This is a genomic window from Xanthomonas sp. NCPPB 2250 (assembly GCF_056725265.1).
The window spans coordinates 3,678,641-3,695,286 of record NZ_CM161520.1 but is presented as its reverse complement, the minus strand read 5'-3'; the positions used below and the strand labels follow the sequence as shown (position 1 = coordinate 3,695,286).

Sequence of the window (16,646 nt, the reverse complement as noted above, 5' to 3'; positions counted from 1 at the left end):
TGGGAGACGTTTCGATGCAACTGACACGCCGCCGTTTCCTTGCCGCCAGCGGTGCGGCCACCGTGTTGAGCCTGTGGTCGGGCAGCAGCCTCGCCGCGCCGGGCGCGGATACGCGCCTGCTGGTGGTGCTGCTGCGCGGCGCGCTGGACGGGCTGCATGCGCTGGTGCCGACCGCCGACCCCGACTACGCACGCCTGCGCGGCGCGCTGGCGCCACAGCAGACTCTGGCCCTGGACGGCAGCTTCGCGCTGCATCCGGCGCTGGCGTTCGCGCATGAGCTGTACGCGCGCAAGCAGTGGCTGCCGGTGGTGGCGGTGGCGCCGCCGTACCGCGAGCGCTCGCACTTCGAGGCGCAGGATTGCCTGGAGAACGGCACCGCGCGACCCAGCGGCGCCTCCAGCGGCTGGCTCAATCGCTGCGCACTGGCCCTGCACGGTGCCGAGGCGGTGTCGGTGAGCGCAGTGACGCCGCTGATCATGCGCGGCCCGGGCGCGGTGAACAGCTGGTCGCCGCCGCTGCCGAACGGAGTCAATCCGATCCTGCTGCAGCGCCTGCAGCCGCTGTATGCCGCCGATCCGCACCTGTCTGGCGATTTCGCGCGCGCGCTGCGCGAGCAGGGCATGCAGGTGGGCAGCGTCAAGGGTGGGCAATTGCCGCAGGCGATGAGCGCGGCGGCCAGCTTCATGGCCAAACCCGACGGGCCGCGGATCGGGTTCGTCGAGGATGCCGGCTGGGACACCCACGGCAACCAGGCCGCGGTGCTGCAGCGCAAGCTGGGCGAACTGGATGCCGGGCTGCGCGCGTTCCACGATGGCGCGCAGGCCTGCTGGTCGCGCAGCGTGGTCGCGGTGGTGACCGAATTCGGCCGCACCGCGGCGGTGAACGGCACCGGCGGTACCGACCATGGCACCGGCGGCGTGGCGTTCCTGGCCGGCGGCGCGGTGCGCGGCGGGCGCATCGCGGGAGACTGGCCCGGCCTGTCGCCGCGGGCCTTGAACGAGGGCCGCGACCTGCGCGCCACCAGCGACCTGCGCAGCCTGTTCCGGCACGTGCTCGGTGCGCATCTGGGCGTGTCCGAGCGCGCGCTGGACACCCAGGTGTTTCCCGGCAGCGCAGGGCTGCCCAAACTGGAGGGCCTGGTGGCCTAGGACACCACGCGGGCACAGAGCGTGCGGCCTGGGCCGCAAGCGAACCGGGCGCCGACGGGAGGTCGGCGCCCGGGGACATCACCGGCGTGCCGGACTCAGTTCTGCGACGGATTGTTCTCGGCGAAGTACTCGTGGCTGTCGGCGTTCTTCACCGCGCGCGCCGGATCGCTCTTGGCCAGGCTCTTGGCCGCGCTCTGGCCGTACGCGGTGTCCTGCGTGCCGGCGACCACGCTGAAGTGGCTCATTTCGTGGATCAGCGTACCGGCCTTGGAGTCGGTGCCGGTCAGCGGCGCGCTCCAGAACGCATTGCACACGTAGATCTGGTACGGCTGGTTCGGATACACGTAGGCGTAGGAGCTGTCGCTGCAACCGCAATTGATGGTGATCTGCCCGTTGTTCTGGTCGATCGCCGAATCGATGTTGACGAAGTTGGAGGTGGCGGTGCTGTAGCGGCTGGCGTTGTAGGCGCCGAACCAGGTGGTGTAGCGCGCGCCGGTGCTGCCGCCGTTGAGGTAGGTCTTGGCGTTCTGCGAGTAGGTGCGCGCCGCGTTCACCGCACTGCCGATGGTGCTGATCTGGCTGGTGCTGCACGAGGCGTAGTTGACGCCGTTGACCACCGCCTGCGGGCCGACCATCAGGTCGTTGCGCACCGCATGGCCGCGGCCGCCGTCCAGCCATACCGTCAGCGGCGCGCTGGACAGGGTCTGCGGCTCACCGTCGGCGCGCAGCATGCGCGCGCCATCGGCGAGCGCGGCGCCCTGCAGCGGCGCGTCGAGGCGGATGCTGTAGTTGCCGCTGCGGGTCAGGTCGTAGGCGCGGCTCAGGTCGATCTGCGCCTGCTTCGCTTCGCCCGGCTGCAGCACCACCATGTCCTCGGCGCGCGGCGCGGCGCGCTTGACCAGGCGCCCGACGTAATCCACCGGCTTGCCGTCGCGCTGCACCTGGAACAGGGCGTTGTCGAGATCGCCCAGCGGCAGTTCCCACTTGGGCACACGTGCGACCTGCGTGCCGGTGTTGCGCACGGTCACCGCCATCTGGCCGCGCTGCTGGCCGTCGGCGTCTGCGACCGGCGTCAGTTCGACCTGCAGCGGCGCGGGCGTGCGCGTGAGTTGCGATTGCGCAGTGGCCGCCGAGATGATGCCGACCAGGCTGAAGCCGATCGCTGCCGAGATCCGGGATGCGTGTTTCATGCAGTCTCTCTCCGTCGAAAGTGGGCGCCCCATGACAGGGGCCGAAGCAAACTAGCCCGGTGCTGCGCGCGTGCGCGTCGCAGGTGCGTTTGTCTTCGATTTCGTCCAGCGAAGCGCGCGCCAGGTCTCAGTATCGGCATCGCGGACAGACATCGCCGCGCGTGCGTGTCGCGCTGCAGCGGCTTGCCGCAGCGCCATGCACCGGATCGAGCGCAGCGTTGCGATCGGCCATGTGGCGATCACGCTCGCACTGTGCGTGTGCGTGCAGTGCGTGGAGATCGTGCTGGTGGCGGCGTTTGCCGAAGGCGATGAGGATGTCCGGGATCTCCATTCGCCGCAGCCGGCGTCATCGCGATCTGCAGCGGTATGCGCGGCTTCGAAATTTTTGCGACAGCGCGGGTTGCCGTGGCGTGAGATGCGCCTGGTTGCCTGGTGTGGGAGTCAACTGTCATGCATCCGCGACGACCGGCGTAGCGGACGATCGGACCGCGAAAGCAGTCGGGACTGAAGTCCTTCCACATTGCCCCAGACACTCACCGCAAACACCTGTAGGAGCGGCTTCAGCCGCGACACATGTCATCGGTAATGCCTGTCGCGGCTGAAGCCGCTCCTACGACAGCGTCTCCTACGACAGCGCCGCTGGTCATCAAGGGCTGCGCGCGGCCAGCGTCAGTATCCATCCCTGGCTTCGCGGATGCGGTGCAGCGCCTGCGCGGCTAATGACGCGTGCGGCCCAGTCGCAACGATCGCACGCGTCGAGCGCGGCGATCAGTGCGCGCGATCGACCGCGAGCCGCGCCAGCGCCGCCAGCGCATCGGCGTCGGTGCCGTAGTCGTGCAGGCTGTCCTGCATCGCCTGCGCCAGCTCGGCCAGCTTGGCCTTGGCGCCGTCCATGCCCAGCAGGGCAGGGTAGGTGGACTTGGCCTGCGCGACGTCCTTGCCGGCGGTCTTGCCGAGCTGTTCGGAGCTGGCTTCCACGTCGAGGATGTCGTCGCGCACCTGGAAGGCCAGGCCCAGCGCGGTGGCGAAGCTATCCAGTTGCGCGAGCGCGGCGGTGTCGGCGCCGCCGCCGAGCGCGCCCAGGCGCACGCTGGCGCGGATCAGCGCGCCGGTCTTCAGCGCATGCATGCGTTGCAGGTCGGGCAACGCCTGCACGCGGCCGGTGGCGTCGATGTCCAATGCCTGGCCGCCGCACATGCCGGCCGCACCGGCGGCCTCGGCCAGGGTCTGCAGCCACTGCACGCGCAGCGTCGCCGCCGCGTCCTCGGCATTGGCCAGCAACGCGAACGCCAGGCTCTGCAGCGCGTCGCCGGCGAGGATCGCGGTGGCTTCGTCGAAGGCGATGTGCACGGTCGGCTGGCCGCGGCGCAGGGCGTCGTCGTCCATCGCCGGCAGGTCGTCGTGGACCAGCGAATACGCGTGGATCAGTTCCACCGCCAGTGCCGGTGCATCCAGGCGCGCGGCGTCGGCACCGAACAGCGCGCCACTGGCGTAGACCAGCAGCGGGCGCATGCGCTTGCCGCCGCCGAGGGTGGCGTGGCGCATCGCCGCGTGCAGGCGCTGCGGCGCCAGCGTCGCTGCCGGCAACTGCGCCTGCAGGCCTGCTTCCACCCGTTCGCGCCAGTGCGCGAACGCCGCGTCAGCCGCCATGGGGCGGCACGGGATCGAAGGGTTCGGCGCTCTCGGGCTGCTCGGGATCGCTGAGCAGGCGCACGCGCAACTCGGCCTGCTCCAGCGCCTGCTGGCATTGCCGGTACAGGCCCACGCCGCGCTCGTAGGCGCTGAGCGACTGTTCCAGGCTCAGATCGCCGGCTTCCATCTTCTCCACCAGCACTTCCAGCTCCTCGAGCGACTGCTCGAAGCGCGCGACCGGGGAGGCATCGTCTTGGGACTTCTTGGGCATGGCGAAAGTGTGCGCGGCGGCGGCGGCAGGGTCAATGCGAGGCGGGCGCCGCCACGGGCAGCGGATCCAGCGCCAGGTGCGCGGCGTGCGCCTGCAGCCAGGCGTGCAACGGCGCGGCCAGCAGGTCCGGGCCGGCGGCCAGCAGGTGCGTGGCGTCGAACAGCAGCGGCAGTCGCAGGCGCTCCCACGGTGGCAACGCCTGCGTCTGCAGCAGGTGCTTCAGTGCCTGCGACTGCGTCCGCCCCGGCAGGCGCAGGCGTTCGCCGCCGCGGCGCGCGCGCACCAGCAGCGGCGTATCGAAGGCCAGCGTGGTGTCGGCGCGCAGGTGCAGGCGGCGGCCATCGGGCAACGCCAGCGGCGCGCGGCCGTCCCATTGCGCCTGCCAGTCGGCAGGCCAGGGCGCGAGGTCGCGCTCGGCGTAGAGCGTGTCGCGCCAGCTGCGCACGCAGGCGCCGTGCCAGGCGAACTGCGCCGCGGCATCGGAACGCGGCTGCAGCAGGTCGCGTTCGATCGCGGCCAGCCCGGCCGCCGGCAACGGTGGCAGGCCGGCCTGCGCGACCCAGCGTCGCAGCACGCGCGCGCGCCGCGCCGCGGGCAGGGCGCGCAGCGGCGCGAGCGGCAGCGGGGCGCCGGGGGCGTCCTGCAGCGCGTCGAGCGCCATGCGGTCGTCCACCTCCAGCAGTGCACTGGCGTCGGCGCATAGCTGCGCGCTGCGGGCGAGGGCGGCGTCGGCCTGCGGCCAGCGCTGGCGCAGCAGCGGCAGCACCTGCAGGCGCAGGAAATTGCGGTCGAAGCCGGGATCGGCATTGCTGGGGTCGTCGATCCACTGCAGGCCGTGCTGCTGCGCATAGGCGTGCAGCGCGCTGCGTGGTTGCGCCAGCAGCGGCCGCCACAGGCGGCTGCCGGCGAAGTCGGACAGCGCCTGCATCGCCGCCAGGCCATCGGGGCCGGACGCGCGCAGCGCGCGCAGCAGGAAGGTCTCGGCCTGATCGTCGCGGTGCTGCGCCAGCACCAGCCATTCGCCGGGCTGCAGCGCCTGCGCGAAGGCGTGGCGGCGCGCCTGCCGTGCGGCCGCTTCCAGGCCATCGCCGCTGTCGCGCGGCACCTGCACCCGCACCACCTGCAGCGGCACCGCCAGCGTCGCGCACAGCTGCGCGCACTGCGCGGCCCAGGCGTCGGCGTCGGCATGCAGGCCATGGTGCACGTGCAGCGCGCGCAGGCCGGCGTGGCGGTACGACGGCTGCTGCGCGAGCAGGTGCAGCAGCACGCTCGAATCCAGCCCGCCGCTGAGGCCGAGCAGCAGCGGCGCCGGCGCCGGATCGGGCAGCACGGCGGCGAGTGCGGACAACGGGGGCGTAGAGGCGTGCGGCGGCATCGCGTCACTGTAGACGCAAGCGCACGTCAGCGCGAAATGCGGCATGGCGAGGTCTTTGAGCCTGATTGGCGTTGTGGGAGGGACTTCAGTCCCGACGCCTTTCAGCTAACCGCGTCGGGACTGAAGTCCCTCCCACAAGAGCAGTTCCGTGTGCTCGGGACTATCGCGGTTGCCTGCTCAGTCTGGTATCCGCTCGATGTCGGCCGTCAGCACGCGATGCCCGGCCTGCGGCCAGCGCGCGACGACGTCCGAAACAGCGCGAACGTGAGTTAGCCCCATGTGGGAGGGACTTCAGTCCCGACGCGGGGATGTCTCGCCTCGCGGACGAGACGATTCACCGGACATCGCGGAGATGCAGCAGGAGACGCGTTGCAGGAGAACCAGCCTTGGCGAGCTTCTCCGCGACACCGCGGCCATGCCGCACTCGATCATCGGCTCAGCGCGTCGGCGCCGGCACTTCGCGGTTATGGCGGTCGATGGAGTACCAGCGGCCACCCTGCATCGGCGTGTGGCCGTCGGTGTCGGGCGTGCCCGCGCTGCAGCCGTCGCAGACCGCGGCGACGCCGTGCTCGAACGGCCAGGCGAAGTCGTGGACCGGCGCGATCACCTCGCGCAGTTGCCGGTCGTAGAAGCCGATGCGGCCATTAAAGATGCCGCGGGTCAGCCCTTCAGTGAAACCGTCCGGACCGTTGTCCCAGGTGATCACCGGCAGGCTGCGGCCATCGGCGCGGACGTAATAGAACCGCGTGCCGACGCTCAGCAGCGCCAGCCCGTCGCGATCGAAGGACAGGCGCCGCAGCGCCTGTGGCGTCAGTACCAGGCGTTCGTCGGCGCCGAGCCGGCAGCCCGGCACCACCGGCCGATCGGTATTCGGGTCGCCCAGGCGGCAGGCCTCGGTGGCCGGTTGCGCCGCGGCCGCCGGCACCGTGCCGAGCGCGGTACACGCAGCGAACCCTGCGAACACCGCAACGACCGCGCGCAGGCGGCCGCGGCGCGGCCGACGCCGCCTCATTGCGCGGTGGCGGCGCTGGTCATGAACGCCGCCGGCTTGGGCAGTTCCACCGGGACGCCGTCGCCGTTGCAGGTGCCGGCCTGGCACAGCCGCGCGCGCAGCGTCGGCGTGGCCTGCACGATCACGTGGTAGATCACGTTCTCTTCCAGGCTGCCGCGGAACGCGTTGCTGCCGGGGCCGCGCGCCCAGATGCCGACGTCGTCGCCGCCATGGGTCTCGGCCTTGGTCGGCACCAGCGCTTCCTGCATGAAATCCGGGCTTTCGGTGTCGACATGGGTCAGGTCCGGGCGGCCGTTGGCCGGCTCGAAGTTGCTCGGCGCATGCGGGAAGGTCTTGACCCCGGCCGGCTGCTGGTTGCTGGCGCCGGTGTAGCCGGGGCCGTTGGCGTAGCTGAGCGTGGCGTAGGGCTGGCCGTTGCCGTCCAGCGCCAGGTCGCCGGTGTTGGCGTCCTCGCCGCTGGTGCCGCGCACCTTGCCCAGGATCGGGTTGCCGCGCTGCGGGTAGCCGACGAAGTTCAGCGTATGCGAATGGTCGGCGGTGACGATGATCAGCGTGTCCTCGGCCGAGGTCGCGTCCGCCGCGGCCTGCACCGCCTGCGACAGGGCGATCGTCTCGTCCAGCGCGCGGTAGGCGTTGCCGGCGTGGTGCGCGTGGTCGATGCGTCCGCCTTCGACCATCAGCACGTAGCCGTTCTTGTCCTGCGACAGGGTGCGGATCGCGGCCTTGGTCATCTCGGCCAGGCTCGGGTCGCCATTGGCGCTGCGGTCGCGGTCGTGGTCGAACTGCATGTGGTCCGGCTCGAACAGGCCCAGCAGCGCCGGCGCGTTCTGCGCCGCTTCCAGTTGCCCGCGGGTCCACACGTAGGCGCCCTGCGGATGGCGCTGGCGCCATTCGCCGACCAGGTCGCGGCCGTCCAGGCGCAGGCCGACCTTGTCGTCGTACTCGGGGTCGCGCTGCTCGACGGTGGTGAACTGGCCGCGGCCACCGGCCAGCATCACCTGCGGGCCGCGCCCGAAGCGCGCGCCGACCATCTGCTGGGCGATGTCGCGGCAACCCTCGGCCACGGCCTTCTCCGGCAGGTCGGCATCGCTTTCCCAGTTGCGCTCGGGCACGTGCGCGTAGGTCGCGGCCGGGGTCGCGTGGGTGAGGCGGGTGGTGGTGACGATGCCGGTGCCCATGCCGGCGCTGTCGGCCAGTTCCAGCCAGCTCAGCAACTGCTTGCCGAGGCTGTCGGCGCAGGCGTCGCGCTTGCCGGCGGATACGCCGATCGCGCCCATGTGGGTCTTCACACCGGTGGTGATCGAGGTCATGGTGCCGGCCGAATCCGGCGTCTGCGAATCGGTGTTGTAGGTCTTGCTCAGCGCGGTGGCGGGGAACGCCTCCCACGACAACTGGTTCTCCTCGCCCGAAGCACCCTTGCGCTGGCCGTCGAGAATGCGCGCGGCGGCGACGGTGGTGAGGCTCATGCCGTCGCCGAGGAACAGGATCACGTTCTTGGCCTTGCCGCGCATCGCACCGTTGTTGGCGGCCTTGGCGGCGCCGCTGCGGTACCACCAGGCCGGGGTCTCGCCGGCCGGATGGGCCACGGCGGGGACGACGATCGGCGTGACGTTGGCGCTGGCGGCCGGCGCGTGCGGCGTGCTGGCGCAGGCACCCAGCAGCAGGGTAGAGGCGGCGGCGAGGGCGGAAACGGGAAGGCGCATACGCAGAACGGGTCCTGAACAACGAAGTCCCCCGCATTATGCCGGCTGCGACAAGGCATGCCGATGACATCGCGCCTTTCCAGCCATGGCGTCGTCGCTGCTGCCGGGGTGCGCTATCGTGCGAAACCCCCGATCTCTCTGGACAGCGTCGATGAAACTGGTGACGGCCTGGTTACGCATTCCGTTCTGGCAGCGCGTGGTCGCCGGCTTCCTGCTGGGCGCCCTGGCGGGCTGGGCGCTAGGCCCGACCGCCGAAACCTGGTTCAAGCCGCTGGGCGATCTGTACGTCACCCTGATCAAGATGATCGCGGTGCCGCTGGTGTTCTTCGCGGTCATCAACGCGATCTCGGCGCTGCACGGGCAGCAGTCGGTGGCCAAGCTGGGCGGGCGCACCTTCCTGTGGTTCGTGGTCACCGCGGCGCTGGCGGTCGGCGTCGGCCTGGCCGTGGGCACGGTGCTGCAGCCGGGCGCCGGCCATCTGGGCCTGCGCGTGGACAGCGCCTGGACCCCGCGCGACGTGCCCAGCCCGGTGCAGGTGCTGCTGGACGTGGTGCCGTCCAACCCGTTCTACGCGCTGACCGGCATCGGCACCAAGACCAATGCCGCCGGCGAGACCGTGCTGGCGGCCGGGCGCGGTTCGATCCTGCCGGTGATCTTCTTCGCCGCGCTGCTGGGCTTTGCCATGGTCAAGCTCGGCGAGCGCGTGGCCGAGGCGCGCAAGCTCACCAAGCAGATGAGCGAGATCATGATCCAGGTCACCCGCTTCGTGCTGGAGATGACCCCGCTCGGCACCTTCGGCCTGATCGCCGCGCTGGTCGGCGGCTATGGGTTCGGCAAGCTGCTGCCGTTCGGCAATTTCGTGCTGGCGCTGTACCTGGCCTGCGCGATCCACATCGTGGTGGTGTACAGCGGCCTGTTGCTGGTGCACGGGCTCAATCCGTGGAAGTTCTTCCGCGGTGCCGCGCCGGGCATGCAGGTGGCCTTCGTCAGTTCCTCCAGCTTCGCCGCGATGCCGGTGGCGCTGCGCTCGATCACCCACAACCTCGGCGTCAACAAGGACTACGCCGCGTTCGCGGTGCCGCTGGGCGCCAGCATCAAGATGGACGGTTGCGGCGCGATCTTCCCGGCGCTGTGCGCGGTGTTCATCGCCCAGTACACCGGCGTGCCGCTGACCGCCAACCAGTATTTCGTGGTGTTGATCGCCTCGGTGCTGGGCAGCTTCGGCACCGCCGGCGTGCCCGGCACCGCGGTGGTGATGGCCACGGTGGTGCTGAGCGCGGCCAACCTGCCGCTGGAGGTGATCGGCTACCTGTACGCCATCGACCGCGTGCTGGACATGATGCGCACCATGACCAACGTGACCGGGCAGATGCTGGTGCCGGTGCTGGTGGCCAAGGAGACCGGCCTGCTCGATCGCAGCATCTACGAGGCCGCCCCGAGCAATGTCGGCCTGGAAGATCCGCCGGTCGACGGTTCCGGCCAGGTGCGTTGATGCGTCCGTGAGTACGCCTGCCGAGAGCCTGCACGCGCAGCTGCGGCAGTTGCCCGGGCTGACGCTGCACGAGGGCGTGCTGGTGCACGACGCGCTGCCGGACGACCCGTTCGAGCAGCGCTACCTGGACGTGCGCCGCCGCGAAGGCCGGCTCTACAGCGACGCCCAGGTGCGCGCGCTGCCGCAGCCGCCCGGCGCGCTCGGCGCCAGCCACGAATGGCGGGTGCGTGCCGAGTCGTGCCGGCGCCTGCTGCGCCACCTGCGCGCGCGCGGCGGCGACGGGCCGCTGCTGGAACTGGGCTGCGGCAACGGCTGGCTGTCGCATCGCCTGGCCAGCGGCCTGCAGCGTGAAGTCTGCGGTGTCGACGTCAATCGCACCGAACTGGCGCAGGCGGCGCGGGTCTTCGCCGACGCGCCGCGGTTGAGCTTCGTGGCCGGCGACATCCTGCGTTTGCCGCTGCCGGCGCAGCGGTTCGATGTGGTGGTGGTGCCGGCCTGCATCCAGTACTTCGCCGATCCGCGTGCGCTGATCGCTCGCCTGCTGCAGCTGCTGCAGCACGACGGCGAACTGCACATCCTCGACAGCCCGTTCTACGCCGACGTCGAGCAAGCCAGGGCCAGCGCCGCGCGCAGCCTGCGCTACTTCAGCGACCTGGGCTGCGCCGAACTGGCGCAGCAGTACCACCAGCACACCGAGGCGGTACTGGACGGCATCGTGCTGCGCCGCTTGTTCGACCCACGACGGCTGTCGGTGCGCTGCCTGCGGGCGTTGCGCTGGCGCCAGCCGCATTTCCCGTGGCTGTGCATCCGCAAGCGCGACAATCTCGCGCTGGCCGCGGCCTAGCCGACGCCGCCGGCCGCCAGCGCGTCTGCGGCGACAGCTTATTGCGGCGCCGTTGCGATTGGCGGCGGCGGCGCATGGCAGACTGCCGCCTCCTTCCCCTGCATGGACTCCCGATGAGCGGCACGCAACGCGAACTGACCTTCCGCTTCCTGGCCGAACCGATCGACGTCAACTACGGCGGCAAGGTCCACGGCGGCGTGGTGATGAAGTGGATCGACCAGGTCGGCTACGCCGCGGCGGTGGGCTGGAGCGGCCACTACAGCGTGACCGTGGCGGTGGGCGGCATCCGCTTCGTCTCGCCGATCCGCATCAGCGACATGGTCACGGTCAGCGCCAAGCTGGTCCACACCGGCACCAGCAGCATGCACTTCGCCATCGAGGTGCGCGCCCGCGATCCGATGGGCGGCGAGCCGCGTCTGTGCACGCATTGCATCATCGTGTTCGTGGCCCTGGACGGCGTCGAAGGCCGGCCGACCGCGGTGCCGGCCTGGCATCCGGACACGCCGGAAGACCATCGCCTGGCCGAGTACGCGCAGAAGGTGATGGAACTGAGCAAGGGCATCGAGGACACCATCGCCCACTACCACGGCTGAGCGCGCGCGCCCGCGCGCTGGCTCAGGCGCGCCAGTCCGCGGGCGCGGTGCGGCAGTCGCCGTCGAACAGACGGCCGCCGTGCACGGCCAGTTCCTGCTGCGCCAGTGCCAGCACCGGCGCACGGTCGGCGTTGGCGAACAGCGCGGCGAAGGCCTGGTCGAAGCGCTGGCCCAAGGCCGGATCCATCCGTGCCAGCAGGCGCGGCACCCACTTGCCGCTGCCGTACCAATGGCCGCGTCCGCGCAGCGCCAGTTCCGCCAGGCGCGGATGCAGCAGGGCGCCGATGGCGAGGATCTCGGCGGCGCTGCGCTCGCCGCACAGGTCGTCGACCAGATCAGTGATCTCGTAGCGCAGCGCGTCCCGTTGCGCCTGCGTCAGCGGCGGCGGCCCGGCCTGCAGCCGCGCGGCGATCTGGCCTTGCAGGCTGCGTGCGGATTCGGTCGCGGTGCCGACGAGGGTGCCCTCGGCGATCATGTGCAGCAGGCTGGGGCGGCCGCGGGCGGCGTCTTCCTCGACGAACCAGGCCAGCGTGCCCGGGTCGTGCACGAAGGCTTCGACGGGCATGCCGTCGGCGAGGAACGATTCGCGGCGTGCCGCCGGCAGGCGCTCATAGACCACGACCAGGTCGAGATCGGACAGATGCGTGCCTTCGCCGCGCAGGATCGAGCCGGCGGCGAAGCCGAAGGCGGCGTCGGCGTAGCGGGTGCACAGCAGCGAGTGCGCGATCGCCAGCGCCTGGGCGGGCGTGGGCAGGGTGTGCTCGGCTGGCATCAGCGCAGCGCCTGCAACCGCGGCCGGGACGCGACCCGGCGGACGGTCTCATCGGCACGGCAGGACTGCGGGGCAGGCGAGGGGCGTGGTGTCATCGAAGTCCCGGTGACGCGATCGAGGCGGACAGCGTATCGTGCAGGCGGGCAACGCGGACGGCGACGATGACCCTCCAGGCGGACAGCGCGGAACTGCAGCGGCAATACGGCGACACCCAGCGGCTGGCGCAGCGCAAGTCGCTGCATGCCAAGTACGGCCGCGGCGACTGGTACCCGTGGTTGCGCGCGCAGGTGCCGCTGGCCGCAGACATGCGCGTGGCCGATATCGGCTGCGGCACCGGCCAGCTGTGGGGCGCGCTCGCCGGGCAGTGGCCGCCATCGCTGGCATTGCAATTGCTGGATCGCTCGCCGGCCATGGTCGCCGCGGCATTGGCGCAGGCGGCGGCGCTGCGGCCGCAGGGTGTGGTCGGCGACGCGATGCGCCTGCCGCTGCGCGATGCCAGCATCGACGCCGCACTGGCCGTGCATATGCTCTACCACTTGCCCGATCCGCAGGCGGGCGTGCGCGAGCTGCGGCGCATCGTTCGTCCAGGCGCGGCAGTACTGGCGGTGCTCAATGGTCGCGACAACATGCGCCAACTCGCGCAACTGGTCGCCGCAGTGGCGGGTGGCCCGGACCGCGACCCGTCCACCCTGCGCCTGGACGCCGAGGCGGGCGCGCGCCTGTTCGCCATGCACTTCGCACAGGTCCGGGTCGCACGCTTCGACGACGTGCTGGTCTGCACCGATCCCGAGGACGTCATGGCCTATCTGCAGAGTCTGCCGTTGCCGCCGCAGGCGCACGCGTCAGCCTTGCGGCAGGCGGTAGAGGCGGCGTTTGCGCATGGCGACGGCGCGTTGCGGATCGACAAGGACGTGCGCGCGATCGTTGCCACCGCCTGAGGGCGGCCGCGTCGGTGCCAGTGGCACGACCGCCAGCCGGGCGGCCGCGAAACGTCGCAACAAAAAAGGCCGCTGTCCCCAGCGGCCTTTCTTCAAGTGTCTGCAGAACAGGGTGGCTTACATCGCCACGCGGCGCGCCTGCACGAACTTCTCGCCCCAGTAGCCGGAGGTCAGCGTGTCCACGCGCACGTCCTTGCCGCGGCTGGGGGCGTGCAGGAAGCGGCCCTCGCCGACATACAGGCCGACGTGGTCGACGCGGCCCTTGCGACCGAAGAACACCAGGTCGCCCGGCGCCAGCGCGTCGCGGTCCTTGATCAGTTGGGCGTTGGCCTCGCGGGCCATCTCGCGCGACACGCGCGGCAGCTCGATGCCCAGCGCGGTGCGGAACACGTAGCCGACCAGGCCGCTGCAGTCGAAGCCTTCGGTGTCCTCGCCGCCCCAGCGGTACGGGGTGCCCAGCAGCGCCATGGCGCGCTTGAGCACGGACTGGACCTTGTCGCCGCCCGGCACCACGCCTTCGCGCGGGACCGGCTGGGACACGTCGTAGTTGGCCAGCAGGCGGCTGATGTCGCCGGCGAACATCGCCGAGCGGTCCATCAGCGGAATGGTGTCGTTGGCGGCCAGGTGCGGCAGCAGGGCGGCCAGGGTGGCGGTGGCGGCGGCGTCGGCCTTGCTGCGCGACGGTGCGGTTGCCTGGGCGGCGGCCGGCTTGGCCGAGGTGGCGGTGTTGGGGGTCTGGGCGGTCGCCTGGGCGGTGGTCGCGGTGGCGCTCACCTGGGCGGGAGCGGGGGCGACGGTCGCGATCGCTTCCGGGACGACGGTGTCGGCGGGAGCGGTCTGGGCCAGGGCCGGGAGGGCCGAGAAACAGAGCGAGGCGGTGCAGAAGAGGCGGAAAGCGGTCCGGCGGGGAACGGCGGGCTTGCCTGGAGAGGTCTGGGCTTCGGTCGTCACGCTTGGATCACAAAATAAAACGATGGGGGATCATGCCTTGTAGACAGAAATAGGAAGTTCAAATAAGGTTAAATTTTCGTAATTATGAATGTGGGTGAAATCACAGTTCAGCGCAAAACCCGCTTTGCGCCGGTGTAATGGTCCCGCCAGTAGGCCCCGTCCAGCGAATCCAGGCGCACCGTTCCGCCCGTGCTTGGAGCGTGCACGAAGCGGCCTTCACCGACATAAATTCCAACGTGCGTCACATTTCCTGCGCTACCGAAGAACACCAGGTCACCGGTGCTCAGGCGCTGCGGGTCGATCCGCGGCCCCTGCACCGCGGCCAGCTCGCGCGAGGTGCGCGGCAGCCGCAGGTCGAGCATGTCGCGGTAGACGTAGGCGACCAGGCCGCTGCAGTCGAACCCGGACTCGGGGGTGTTGCCGCCGTAGCGGTAGGGCGTGCCGACCAGGCCCAGCGCCCGCATCAGCACCGCGTTGGCCGCGCCCGGGTCGGCCGGCGCCACCTGCGGCCACTCGCGCACCGCCACCGGTGCCGGCCGGGTGTGGCGGACCTCGTGGCGTCCGCAGGCCGCCAGCGCGGCGGTGCACAGCAGCGGAAGCCACCACGGGAACGCGCGGCGGCCGCGCGGCGAAACTGGCGTGTTGTGCATGGAGCCGGGATAATGCGCGACCTCAGAAGGCCGCCATCATGGCGGCGCTCCCGGCGGCCGACAAGCCGCCCATCCCGTCTGCCCCCGGCAGCCACAGCGCAGAGTGCACATGAAGATCGAAAAAGACCGCGTCGTCCGTTTCCACTACACCGTTTCGGAAGTCGGTCAAGAACCGATCGAAAGCTCCAAGGACCGCGATCCGCTGGTGATCCTGGTCGGCCACGGCAACATCATCCCGGGCCTGGAGAACGCGATGATGGACAAGGCCGCCGGCGACAGCTTCGGCGTCGACGTGGCCGCCAAGGACGCCTACGGCGAATACCGCGAGGGCCTGAGCCAGCGCGTGCCGAAGAAGCATTTCGGCGCGGCCAAGCTGCAGCCGGGCAGCCAGGTGGTGCTGCAGACCAACTTCGGCCCGCGCGTGGTCACCGTGCAGAAGGTCGGCATGAGCGTGGTCGACGTCGACCTCAACCACCCGATGGCCGGCAAGGACCTGCACTTCGACGTGGAGATCGTCGACGTGCGCGAGGCCAGCGCCGAAGAGATCGAGCACGGCCACGTGCACGGCGACGGCGGCCACCACCACTGAGTGCGTTTGCGGCGGTGCCGGTCGCGCCGGTGCCGCCAGCCCTGGCGCCGCGCGCAGCGGCGCCGTCGTGCCGCCGCGGACGCCGGCGGCCTTCCTGATCGCGGCGAGGGACATCGCCGGCCTTCCGTCCGGTGCCGCCTTGGCCACTTCCGCCCCCGTGTTGCAGCCCGTCGCGCCCGCCGAGCGCATCGCCACGCTGGACGTGCTGCGCGGCTTCGCCCTGCTGGGCATCCTGCTGATGAACATCGAGGGCTTCGTCGGCCCGCTGGACGCGGCGATGACCGGCCTGGATCCGGCGCTGCGCGGCGCCGACCGCATCGCCGACGCCCTGGTCTACATCCTGGTGCAGGGCAAGTTCTACACCTTGTTCTCGCTGCTGTTCGGCATGGGCTTCGCGGTGATGGCGCAGCGCGCCGAGACCGCGCGACGGCCGTTCGGCGGTTTCTTCCTGCGTCGCAGTGCGGGGTTGCTGCTGATCGGCCTGCTGCACGCGCTGTTGCTGTGGTCCGGCGACATCCTGGTCAGCTATGCGCTGCTGGCGTTCATGCTGCTGGCGTTCCGCGAGGCGCCCACGCGCTGGCTGCCCGGCATGGCGCTGGTGGTCTACCTGTTCGCGCCGGCGCTGTGGCTGCTGGTCGGCGCGGCCTCCTGGGCGGCGCAGGCCGATCCGCACGGCGCGGCGCAGTGGCAGCGCGAGATGGCCGAGCAGGCGCGGCACGGCGCGGCGGCGCTGGCGCAGCAGCGTGAGGTGTTCGGTCACGGCAGCTATGTCCAGGCCACCGCGCAGCGCGCGCGCGACCTGGTCGAATCGCTGGGCGTGCTGGTGTTCAACGCGCCGACCATCTTCGGCATGTTCCTGCTCGGCGCCTGGTGCGTGCGCAGCGGCCTGGCCGCGCAACCGCAGCGCTTCCCGCGGCTGCTCGCCGTGCTGCGTTGGGGCGTGCTGCCGCTGGGGCTGGCGCTGATGCTGCTGAGCTTCCGGCTGGAGCCGTGGATGGATCCGGCGCGGCTGGATCTGCGCCTGACCTGTGCCTATGCCCTGGCCAGCATCGCCAGTGGTCTGATGGCGCTGGGCTATGCGGCCTGGCTGGTGCGCGCCGCGCCCGCGTTGCAGTGGCTGGCGCCGGCCGGGCGCATGGCGCTGAGCAACTACCTGCTGCAGTCGCTGGTGTGCACCACGCTGTTCTACGGCTACGGCTTCGGCTATTTCGAGCAACTGCCGCGCGCCTGGCAGATCCCGTTCGCGGTCGCGCTGTTCGCGCTGCAGGTGGCGCTGTCGCACTGGTGGCTGCAGCGGTTCCGCTTCGGTCCGGTGGAGTGGCTGTGGCGCTCGGCCAGCTACCTGCGCTGGCAGCCGATGCGGCGCAGCGACGCGGCCTGAGCGCAGGCGCTGCAGCGGCGTCCTCACATCTGCCGCGCGGTCGCCCATGGCATGCTCCGCGGCGACCGAGACATGCGACAGGACAGCCGATGGACGATGTGAACC

17 protein-coding genes are annotated in these 16,646 nt (G+C 70.9%); 8 read left to right on the top strand and 9 right to left on the bottom strand.

Features of this window, described 5'->3' with window-relative positions; translation table 11 throughout:
* The first annotated feature begins 14 nt into the window (after window positions 1-14).
* Window positions 15-1,148 carry a DUF1501 domain-containing protein gene (locus AC1PMG_RS14730; protein WP_481109376.1) on the top strand — a complete coding sequence of 378 codons (1,134 nt, stop codon included), beginning with the start codon at window positions 15-17 and terminating at the stop codon, window positions 1,146-1,148.
* 95 nt (window positions 1,149-1,243) lie between these two features.
* Here AC1PMG_RS14730 and AC1PMG_RS14725 read toward each other — a convergent pair whose 3' ends face one another.
* Window positions 1,244-2,338 (bottom strand): M35 family metalloendopeptidase, encoded by a 1,095-nt coding sequence (locus AC1PMG_RS14725; RefSeq protein WP_481109375.1) that lies wholly within the window; start codon window positions 2,336-2,338, stop codon window positions 1,244-1,246.
* A gap of 196 nt (window positions 2,339-2,534) precedes the next feature.
* Here AC1PMG_RS14725 and AC1PMG_RS14720 point away from each other — a divergent pair, with 196 nt between their 5' ends.
* Window positions 2,535-2,846 carry a hypothetical protein gene (locus AC1PMG_RS14720; RefSeq protein ID WP_481109374.1) on the top strand — a complete coding sequence of 104 codons (312 nt, stop codon included), beginning with the start codon at window positions 2,535-2,537 and terminating at the stop codon, window positions 2,844-2,846.
* 260 nt (window positions 2,847-3,106) lie between these two features.
* On the opposite strand, the gene AC1PMG_RS14715 is transcribed toward AC1PMG_RS14720, so the two are convergent.
* From AC1PMG_RS14715 to AC1PMG_RS14695, 5 genes are all read right to left on the bottom strand, one after another.
* On the bottom strand, window positions 3,107-3,988 hold the full coding sequence (locus tag AC1PMG_RS14715) for a polyprenyl synthetase family protein (RefSeq protein ID WP_481109373.1): 882 nt from the start codon (window positions 3,986-3,988) through the stop codon (window positions 3,107-3,109).
* Entirely contained in the window at window positions 3,978-4,241 is a 264-nt protein-coding gene (locus AC1PMG_RS14710) for an exodeoxyribonuclease VII small subunit (RefSeq protein ID WP_152182836.1), read from the bottom strand. The genes AC1PMG_RS14715 and AC1PMG_RS14710 overlap by 11 nt, the downstream gene beginning before the upstream one ends.
* Window positions 4,242-4,272: 31 nt before the next feature.
* Entirely contained in the window at window positions 4,273-5,616 is a 1,344-nt protein-coding gene (gene tilS, locus AC1PMG_RS14705; protein WP_481109372.1) for a tRNA lysidine(34) synthetase TilS, read from the bottom strand.
* Between the two features lie 436 nt (window positions 5,617-6,052).
* Window positions 6,053-6,580, bottom strand: coding sequence for a WG repeat-containing protein (locus AC1PMG_RS14700; RefSeq protein ID WP_481109371.1), 528 nt, complete (start codon window positions 6,578-6,580; stop codon window positions 6,053-6,055).
* 44 nt (window positions 6,581-6,624) lie between these two features.
* Window positions 6,625-8,331, bottom strand: coding sequence for an alkaline phosphatase family protein (locus AC1PMG_RS14695; protein WP_481109370.1), 1,707 nt, complete (start codon window positions 8,329-8,331; stop codon window positions 6,625-6,627).
* A gap of 151 nt (window positions 8,332-8,482) precedes the next feature.
* Here AC1PMG_RS14695 and AC1PMG_RS14690 point away from each other — a divergent pair, with 151 nt between their 5' ends.
* The 3 genes from AC1PMG_RS14690 to AC1PMG_RS14680 all read left to right on the top strand — a co-directional run bounded on the left by AC1PMG_RS14690 (window position 8,483) and on the right by AC1PMG_RS14680 (window position 11,260).
* Window positions 8,483-9,823, top strand: coding sequence for a dicarboxylate/amino acid:cation symporter (locus AC1PMG_RS14690; protein ID WP_481109369.1), 1,341 nt, complete (start codon window positions 8,483-8,485; stop codon window positions 9,821-9,823).
* Between the two features lie 7 nt (window positions 9,824-9,830).
* Window positions 9,831-10,667, top strand: coding sequence for a class I SAM-dependent methyltransferase (locus tag AC1PMG_RS14685; protein ID WP_481109368.1), 837 nt, complete (start codon window positions 9,831-9,833; stop codon window positions 10,665-10,667).
* Between the two features lie 113 nt (window positions 10,668-10,780).
* Complete coding sequence (locus AC1PMG_RS14680; protein ID WP_010341292.1) at window positions 10,781-11,260, top strand: acyl-CoA thioesterase; 480 nt, start codon at window positions 10,781-10,783, stop codon at window positions 11,258-11,260.
* Between the two features lie 22 nt (window positions 11,261-11,282).
* Here AC1PMG_RS14680 and AC1PMG_RS14675 read toward each other — a convergent pair whose 3' ends face one another.
* Window positions 11,283-12,032, bottom strand: coding sequence for a nucleotidyltransferase domain-containing protein (locus tag AC1PMG_RS14675; protein WP_481109367.1), 750 nt, complete (start codon window positions 12,030-12,032; stop codon window positions 11,283-11,285).
* A gap of 161 nt (window positions 12,033-12,193) precedes the next feature.
* Between AC1PMG_RS14675 and AC1PMG_RS14670 the strand changes: the two genes are divergently transcribed.
* Entirely contained in the window at window positions 12,194-12,970 is a 777-nt protein-coding gene (locus AC1PMG_RS14670; protein WP_481109366.1) for a class I SAM-dependent methyltransferase, read from the top strand.
* Window positions 12,971-13,087: 117 nt separating this feature from the next.
* Here the strand turns inward: AC1PMG_RS14670 and AC1PMG_RS14665 are convergent, their stop codons facing one another.
* Together AC1PMG_RS14665 and AC1PMG_RS14660 are read right to left on the bottom strand one after the other, a co-directional pair.
* Window positions 13,088-13,921, bottom strand: coding sequence for a C40 family peptidase (locus AC1PMG_RS14665; RefSeq protein WP_481109365.1), 834 nt, complete (start codon window positions 13,919-13,921; stop codon window positions 13,088-13,090).
* A gap of 107 nt (window positions 13,922-14,028) precedes the next feature.
* Window positions 14,029-14,571 carry a C40 family peptidase gene (locus AC1PMG_RS14660; protein ID WP_017909248.1) on the bottom strand — a complete coding sequence of 181 codons (543 nt, stop codon included), beginning with the start codon at window positions 14,569-14,571 and terminating at the stop codon, window positions 14,029-14,031.
* 109 nt (window positions 14,572-14,680) lie between these two features.
* Between AC1PMG_RS14660 and AC1PMG_RS14655 the strand changes: the two genes are divergently transcribed.
* Complete coding sequence (locus AC1PMG_RS14655; RefSeq protein ID WP_481109364.1) at window positions 14,681-15,160, top strand: FKBP-type peptidyl-prolyl cis-trans isomerase; 480 nt, start codon at window positions 14,681-14,683, stop codon at window positions 15,158-15,160.
* Between the two features lie 157 nt (window positions 15,161-15,317).
* The gene (locus tag AC1PMG_RS14650) at window positions 15,318-16,541 is read left to right on the top strand and encodes a DUF418 domain-containing protein (RefSeq protein ID WP_481111679.1); all 1,224 of its coding nucleotides are present in this window, start codon (window positions 15,318-15,320) and stop codon (window positions 16,539-16,541) included.
* The last annotated feature ends 105 nt before the right edge of the window (window positions 16,542-16,646 follow it).